The organism is Flavobacterium sp. (assembly GCF_044373165.1).
Classification (GTDB): domain Bacteria; phylum Bacteroidota; class Bacteroidia; order Flavobacteriales; family Flavobacteriaceae; genus Flavobacterium.
On sequence record NZ_JBILQL010000019.1, the window covers coordinates 26,590 to 34,168 of the forward strand.

The 7,579-nt window shown below is 40.3% G+C and carries 5 protein-coding genes; all 5 read right to left on the reverse strand.

Features of this window, described 5'->3' with window-relative positions:
- Positions 1-128: 128 nt before the first annotated feature.
- Positions 129-1,319, reverse strand: a complete 1,191-nt coding sequence (locus ACIQ32_RS04485; RefSeq protein WP_396194493.1) for an aminotransferase class I/II-fold pyridoxal phosphate-dependent enzyme — start codon at positions 1,317-1,319, stop codon at positions 129-131.
- A gap of 169 nt (positions 1,320-1,488) precedes the next feature.
- The gene (locus ACIQ32_RS04490) at positions 1,489-1,770 is read right to left on the reverse strand and encodes a F0F1 ATP synthase subunit epsilon (protein ID WP_396194494.1); all 282 of its coding nucleotides are present in this window, start codon (positions 1,768-1,770) and stop codon (positions 1,489-1,491) included.
- 74 nt (positions 1,771-1,844) lie between these two features.
- Positions 1,845-3,356, reverse strand: a complete 1,512-nt coding sequence (gene atpD, locus ACIQ32_RS04495) for a F0F1 ATP synthase subunit beta (RefSeq protein WP_396194495.1) — start codon at positions 3,354-3,356, stop codon at positions 1,845-1,847.
- 217 nt (positions 3,357-3,573) lie between these two features.
- Positions 3,574-5,061 carry a G-D-S-L family lipolytic protein gene (locus ACIQ32_RS04500; RefSeq protein WP_396194496.1) on the reverse strand — a complete coding sequence of 496 codons (1,488 nt, stop codon included), beginning with the start codon at positions 5,059-5,061 and terminating at the stop codon, positions 3,574-3,576.
- A 28-nt stretch (positions 5,062-5,089) separates the two neighbouring features.
- A partial coding sequence (locus ACIQ32_RS04505) for a TonB-dependent receptor domain-containing protein (protein WP_396194497.1) occupies positions 5,090-7,579 on the reverse strand: 2,490 nt, incomplete at its 5' end.

Consider the following 7,579-nt stretch of genomic DNA (forward strand, 5'->3'; position numbering starts at 1 on the left):
AAAAAATATCAATGGAAAGGAATGGTTATCGTTGGGAAAAGGGTAACCACAAAAGAAGCAAAAGAGTTCAAAAAGACACAAAAAATGTATGTCTTTGTTTTCTTTGTGCCTTTTGTAGCTCCCATTGCTTAATCGAAAACTAAAGTGCTTAACAATTCCAACACCGCCGTAATTTCTTTTTCAGAATTGTAGCTGTGCAAGCAAAATCGAAGGCGTTCTTGTCCTTCAGGTACGGTTGGGGATAAGATGGGTTTGACGTCAAAGCCCTTTTGTTGCAATAGGGTTGCGATGCTTTTTACTTTGTCATTTCCGGGGATGATGGCGCATTGTATGGCCGATTTGCTGTAGACAAAAAGTGGTTTTAATCCGAGGTGATGTTTTAGTTGGTTGAAAAACAAGATGTTGTTTCTTAACGATTGGATGGTTTCCTTTTCATTTTCTAAGTGTTGATAGGCCACTAAAATAGTAGCGACACTGTGTGGCGACAAACCGGTAGTATAAATAAAACTGCGGGCGAAGTTGACCAAATAGCTTTTGAGTTCGGCACTGCCTAAAACCGCAGCACCGTGACAGCCTAATCCTTTACCGAAAGTCATGATACGGGCGAAGACTTTGTCTTGTAGGGCCAAACTTTGAACGACGCCTTCTCCTTGTTCTCCACAAACACCTAGTGCGTGTGCTTCATCGATTACTAAGTAAGCGTTGTATTTTTCGGCTAAGGCAACGAGTTCTTGTAAGTTAGGGCAATCGCCGTCCATAGAGAAAACGGATTCGGTGACGATGAAGAGGGTTGTCGGTTGTGGGTTGTCGGTTGTGGGTTGGTCCCTCGACTGTGCTCGGGATGACAGCCTAAATTTAAGGATTAATTTTTCTAAGTCTTCGGTGTCGTTATGTTGGAATTTATAGGCTTTGGCTTGGCTCATTTGGATGCCGTCGCGGATGGAAGCGTGGCACAATTCGTCGTAAAGAATTATATCGTTACGCTGTGGTACGGCACTGAAAAAACCGACATTGGCATCGTAGCCCGAGTTGAAAATTAAAGCCGTTTCCGCTTGGTGGAATTCGGCAATAAAGTTCTCGGTTACCTGATACAAATTATGGTTGCCGGAGATTAAACGGGAGCCGGTAGCACCATTGGTTTTGATCTTATTGTCTAAAAGATACTGATGGGTTTGATTGAAAATCGTTTCGCTATGGGCAAAACCGATGTAATCGTTTGAGGCAAAATCTACTAAATCTTTGGTTACAGGCAATTGGCGCAAGGCGTTGTTGGCTTGGCGCTGTTGGAGTTTGGCTTGAAGGGATTTTGGCAGTTCCATGACTACAAATATAAGTAAAGGAGAGTGGTTTTTAGCCCGGATGGGAACGGCATCCTTTTTATTTTGTTTGCAAAACGAAATAAAAAGATACAGTGGACAGCCGGATTAGCTCCCCATAAAAAAACCCAACCTTTTACAAGATTGGGTTTTAAAAGTATTTCGAATCGGATTAGTCGGCTAACACGATTACTTTATTGTCTTTCATTTCGATAGTTCCCGAATTGATTTCCAAAGTGTAGTTTTGATCGTTTATTTTGGTAAACTTATCGGCTACTTCTTTGTCGAACTTAAAACTAGTAGCGGCCATTTTTACGGTGCCTTGTTTTAAGATAGAAACTATAGGCGCGTGGTTGTTCAACAATTGGAAAGAACCGTTAACACCCGGTAGGGAAACCGAGGTTACTTCGCCTTTGAACAAGGTAGCTTCCGGTGATACTATTTCTAAAATCATTTTTCTAGTGATTAGTAATTAGTGATTGGTAATTAGCATCAACTGAATACTGCCAACTGCCAACTGCTAACTGATTAAGCTTCTGCTAACATTTTTTGTCCGGCCTCGATAACGTCTTCGATGGTTCCTTTTAAGTTGAAAGCCGCTTCCGGTAAGTGATCTAGTTCACCGTCGATGATCATGTTGAATCCTTTGATGGTGTCTTTGATGTCTACCAATACGCCCGGGATACCGGTAAATTGCTCTGCAACGTGGAAAGGTTGTGACAAGAAACGTTGTACACGACGTGCACGAGAAACAGATAATTTATCTTCTTCTGATAACTCTTCCATACCAAGGATGGCGATGATATCTTGTAACTGTTTGTATTTTTGAAGAATTTCTTTTACTCTTTGGGCACAATCGTAGTGCTCGTTTCCTAAGATCAATGGTGTTAAGATACGAGAAGTAGAATCTAACGGGTCAACCGCAGGATAGATACCTAACTCGGCAATTTTACGAGACAATACCGTAGTAGCATCTAAGTGGGCAAAGGTTGTAGCCGGTGCCGGATCGGTTAAGTCATCCGCCGGTACGTATACCGCTTGTACTGAAGTAATCGAACCTTTTTTAGTGGAAGTAATACGCTCTTGCATCGCACCCATCTCGGTTGCCAAGGTTGGTTGGTAACCTACGGCAGAAGGCATACGACCTAATAACGCGGATACCTCAGAACCTGCTTGGGTAAAACGGAAGATATTGTCTACGAAGAACAATACGTCTTTTCCTTGGTCTGAACCTGCTCCGTCACGGAAGTATTCCGCGATAGATAATCCTGAAAGTGCTACACGAGCACGAGCTCCGGGTGGCTCATTCATTTGTCCGAATACGAAAGTAGCTTTAGACTCTCTCATGCCCGGTTTGTCTACTTTGGATAAATCCCATCCACCGTTTTCCATTGAGTGCATGAAATCTTCTCCGTATTTGATAATGCCCGACTCTAGCATCTCACGAAGCAAGTCGTTTCCTTCACGGGTTCTTTCTCCTACTCCTGCGAATACAGAAAGACCACCGTGACCTTTGGCGATATTGTTAATCAATTCCTGGATCAATACGGTTTTACCTACTCCGGCACCACCGAACAAACCAATTTTACCTCCTTTAGCGTAAGGCTCGATCAAATCGATTACTTTGATTCCGGTAAATAATACTTCTGTTGAAGTAGATAAATCTTCGAATTTAGGCGCTTGTTTGTGGATTGGCATCCCGTTAGCACCTTCTTTAGGTAAATCTCCTAAACCATCGATAGCATCTCCTACTACATTAAATAATCTTCCGTAGATATCGGCTCCGATTGGCATTTGGATAGGCGCTCCGGTAGCGTGAACATCAGTACCTCTGCTCAAACCGTCGGTAGAGTCCATCGAAATGGTACGTACGGTATTTTCACCAATGTGAGATTGAACTTCAAGAATTAATTTTGAACCATTTTTGTTAATGATTTCTAATGAGTCGTAAATTTTTGGCAACTCAACATCTTTAGTATCAAATACTACGTCAACTACGGGACCGATGATTTGCGAAACTTTTCCTATTGCTTTAGACATTGTTTATGTATTTATTAAATAGCTATTTAGGTTTGAAAAAAATACCTCTTTTTTCAGTGCGCAAAGGTAAATTTTCTATTTTAAAAAATCAATCTTTACCGAGAGTTTTTTTCTTTATTTTTTGATAATCTTATTTCAAAAAGCAAACAATACTGCTTATAAAGCAAAAACCACCTGACTGAGCAAGTGGTTTTTGTTTATTTAAAATTTGGTTAGGTTAGAAATTAGCCGGGTCAAGCGGATATAAAATTCTGTACAATCCTATGTTAACTCCTCTGAAATTTGAACCGTAAGTTTCGTTAATTGCTTCCAAAAATTTGTTGGCAATTAAAGCATATCCTCTCGGACTTGGGTGAACGCCATCTAAAGAAAAACCACCTCCGGTTACATAAGCGGAAGTAACTGTTACATTATTAGCTGAAATTCCGCCCGTTGCGATTTGTGTTTGTAAAACATTTGCATTGACGAAAGCCAAACCTTTAGCATCAGCTATAGATTCAATAGCAGCATTGTAAGCGTCTGTTGCCACTCTTACTTCTTGAACTTCTTCTTTAGAAAGCACCCAGCTATCGGCCAAAGGAACCGAAACACCATTAATTTGAGCAGGGTTTCCGCCCACTGTAGTTCCGATAAATGTTCTGGCAGGTAATACGATTAAATCTTCATTGGTAGCTTGACGCAAGGATGGTATTCCGAATCCGTTAAGATTGGTCAAATAACTATCTACAATAACAACAGCATTAGTGTTAGAGGCAGAGAAAGAAATGGTTCTTCTGGCCACTTCTGCAGCGGTTAATAATCCGTTAGACTGAGCAAACAACAAACCGTTATTGTAAGCAGTATATCCAGAGTTTAACTGGGCTGCTGCTGTAGCATTTAAAGGAATCGGATTGTGAGGCACAGTTGTAAAATAAGGAATAGTAGTAACATAAGGAATATTGGCTACAACCCCTTTGGCGCCGTTAGCGGTCAATTGATCTACTAAAGTATTGTAAACTCCGGCAAATAAGGTTGGATCTGTAATGTCGTTACCTCCATAGGTAGCAGGGTTTGCATTTCCGGTTTGGTTTACTCCTGTACCACCTGATGTGGCGTAAGACAACACATCATTGTTTCCGATCCAAAGTGAGAAGAAAGTTGGATTTTGTGCTACAGCATCTCCTAACATTGAAGCAGAAGTTGATGAAGCAAAACGAACAAAATAAGGATTGGCAAAAGTTCCGATTCCTGCCGGACTTCCGTAGGTATTAGACAACAAATGGAAACTTTTAGCACCCGGCACACCCATATTATTGAATGGTCCTGATAACACATTAGTAACTTCAGTTGTTGGTACACCCGGAACAGATGCAGGCGCGCTACCGTTGAAATACAATCTGGTACCTGCAATTGGATTTCCACCAAACAATAAACCTCCTGTATTATCGGCCATTAAAGGAATTTTGAACTCCCCTCCGCCAACTAATGAAAATTGACTTGCCAAGATATTGGGATATGACCCTTGTTGTCCTGCGATAAAAAGGGCGTTATCTGAAAAACCGGCCGTAAGAGAGTTTCCTAAAGCAACATACTTCGAAAAATCGGCTGTTCCTGCGGTTAATGGTGTTCCGTCTGTTGAATTAGGATCTACAAAAGGCTCATCATCACTATTACATGCTACAAAGGTTAAAGAAACCAATAGTAACCATTTGAAATTTTTTATCATAGTATTATAATTTAAATCTGATTGATAATTATGGATTAACAGTAAATGACAAGAAGTATTGCTGACCGATTAGTCCAGGCCCTAGAAGCTGTCTGTATTCTTGTCCGCCAATATTAGTTGCTCCGATTTTGAAAGTAGATTTGATACTTGGTACCAAATAACTGATTTGAGCGTCGATAACGGTAGCAGCATCAACCATTCCATCGGCGAAAGTTGATTCCCACAGGTACTCATCATTCCATCTTCCACTGATGTTGAATCCGAAGTTTTTGAATAAATTGTCATTGCTGATACTAGCTTTTACACGGTGTTTAGGGGTGTTGAAACCTGCTTCAAAACTTGGGTCTTTGGCTTGATCAAAATCGAACTCAGCATAGTTATAATTGGCTGATACTTCGAAATTTCTTGGTAATTTTTTAGCCAATCCGATACCAAAACCTAACGATTTGATTTCGATATCTGTATTGGTATACAATTGGAATGCTCTGCTGTTTCCTGTAGACAATGCATCAACTGATTGTACACCGGCATTAGCAGGACCTTGAGTTAAATCGGGAGCATCTTGAGCCGTTCCGTATAAAGGAGCAACAACTGTTAAGTTACCGATAAAATCATTGTAGATGTTATAGTACCCATTAATATCAATATTAAAACCTTTCAATTCTCCTCTATAACCTAGTTCAAAAGCTTTAACAGTTTCTGGTTTTACCAAATCTACATCAGTTCTTACTAACAAAGCAGCTGCTGCTAATGGGTTAGTTGGCGCTAATGCTGCAAATGCTTGAACTGATTGTGCGGTGTATGAATTGAAATAAGCGTTATTACCATTAATAGTAGTGCTGGTTCCAACTAAAGACTGTCCAAGTGGTGAAGTTACCGGTAAAGTTTCTTCGTAACGTGTCAAGTTATCCGGAGCCGAACCTAATAAAATAGCATTTCCAACGTTGAAACCGATGTATTGGTCTTGGGTTGTCGGGTTACGGAAACCGGTTTGGAATGACCCTCTGAAGATGTGATTTTTAGCTTCACCTGCACTGTATACAAAGGAAACTCTTGGTGAGTAATTGCCATCAAAATTATCGGCTTTGTCATAACGAACTGATCCGGTAAATTTTAAACGATCTTCCATCATTTTTTTCTGAACTTGAGTGTAAACTCCGTATTCATCATATTTGATTCCGCCGAATTGCGGAGTATCAGTGTAAATTCTTCCGAAAGAATTCAAATCATATCGACGGTATGAACCTCCTACTTGGATCTCAGCAAACTTAACAATATCTCTGAAGTTGTAGTTCGCATCTGAGTGGTAGATTTTAGAGTTATCCACCAACTTAGAACCGGTCAATACGTTAGAATCGGCAGTTACCTGATTGAATGCGTTTTGGAATTCCGGAGTTCCGGGTTGGAACCTTGGCAATCCTGAAGAAGGGTTTAAAGGTAAACCGGCAGGAATTATGTTATTATCTGCATAATTTCTGGCGATAGCATGAGCTTGCGTAGGAGTTGAGCCTGCTAAGGTAGATTGCACAAAAGCATTAGCATATTCTCCAAACCATACGTTGTCGGCTTTGGCTGCTCTATTAATATTAAGACCAGTGAAAAGCATGTCATAAGAATTACCTCCGTCTTCAGTAGTGAAATAACCTCTTACAAAAAAGTTTTTACCGGTTAACTCTAATTTATGCTGTTGCATAGAAAATCCATTTAAATAATAACGATTGGCTCCTTGGTAAACCGAGTTCCCGAAACCGAACTTACTTTGCCAAATGATTTCTAACTTTTCATTACCAAAAGGTCTGGCGTGTAGGGAGAAGTCGATTTTAGCATTTCTTACCTTATTATCCGTCAAATCAACCTCATTGTATCCTGTTCTGGATACATTTTCGTTAGGTAAAATGGAATTAAACACTGAATACTGAGCCGGATTGATTACTCCTGCATTTAATAATCCGTTAGCTACACTCCTAATATTGGTAGAAGCTTCGTCACCGTAAACGTTCATACCGTTATAATTGTGGTGGCTTCTGTCTCTGCCTTCCACAGTTTTGTCGGTGTAATCAGTGGCCCACCAATCAGTACCATTCATATAGGTAAAATTGGCTTTGGCTGCAAAATAATCATTGAATTTGTGAGCAGCTCTTACTCCGTAATCGTAATACTCATTAGCTCCTGCAGCTCTTTGATTGGTTTGTCCGTATTTTGCGTAAGCAGAAATCCCTTGGTATTTGAAAGGATTTTTACTGTTCATAAACAAGATACCGTTAAAAGCATTGGCGCCGTATAATGCAGAAGAAGCACCCGGCAAAAGCTCTACACTGGCTACATCTATATCAGAAACACCGATAAGGTTTCCCAATACAAAGTTTAATAATGGTGAAGAGTTGTCCATACCGTCAACCAACTGCATGAAACGCGTATTGGCTACTGTGGCAAAACCACGAGTGTTGATGGATTTAAACGACATACTACTAGTATTCATTTGAACTTCTTTCAAGTTCTCTAAACCATCGTAAAAAGA

Coding starts and splice junctions, on each gene's coding strand:
- ACIQ32_RS04485 (WP_396194493.1), bottom strand. CDS start 1,319: ATGGAACTGCCAAAATCCCTTCAAGCCAAACTCCAACAGCGCCAAGCC.
- ACIQ32_RS04490 (WP_396194494.1), bottom strand. CDS start 1,770: ATGATTTTAGAAATAGTATCACCGGAAGCTACCTTGTTCAAAGGCGAA.
- atpD (WP_396194495.1), bottom strand. CDS start 3,356: ATGTCTAAAGCAATAGGAAAAGTTTCGCAAATCATCGGTCCCGTAGTT.
- ACIQ32_RS04500 (WP_396194496.1), bottom strand. CDS start 5,061: ATGATAAAAAATTTCAAATGGTTACTATTGGTTTCTTTAACCTTTGTA.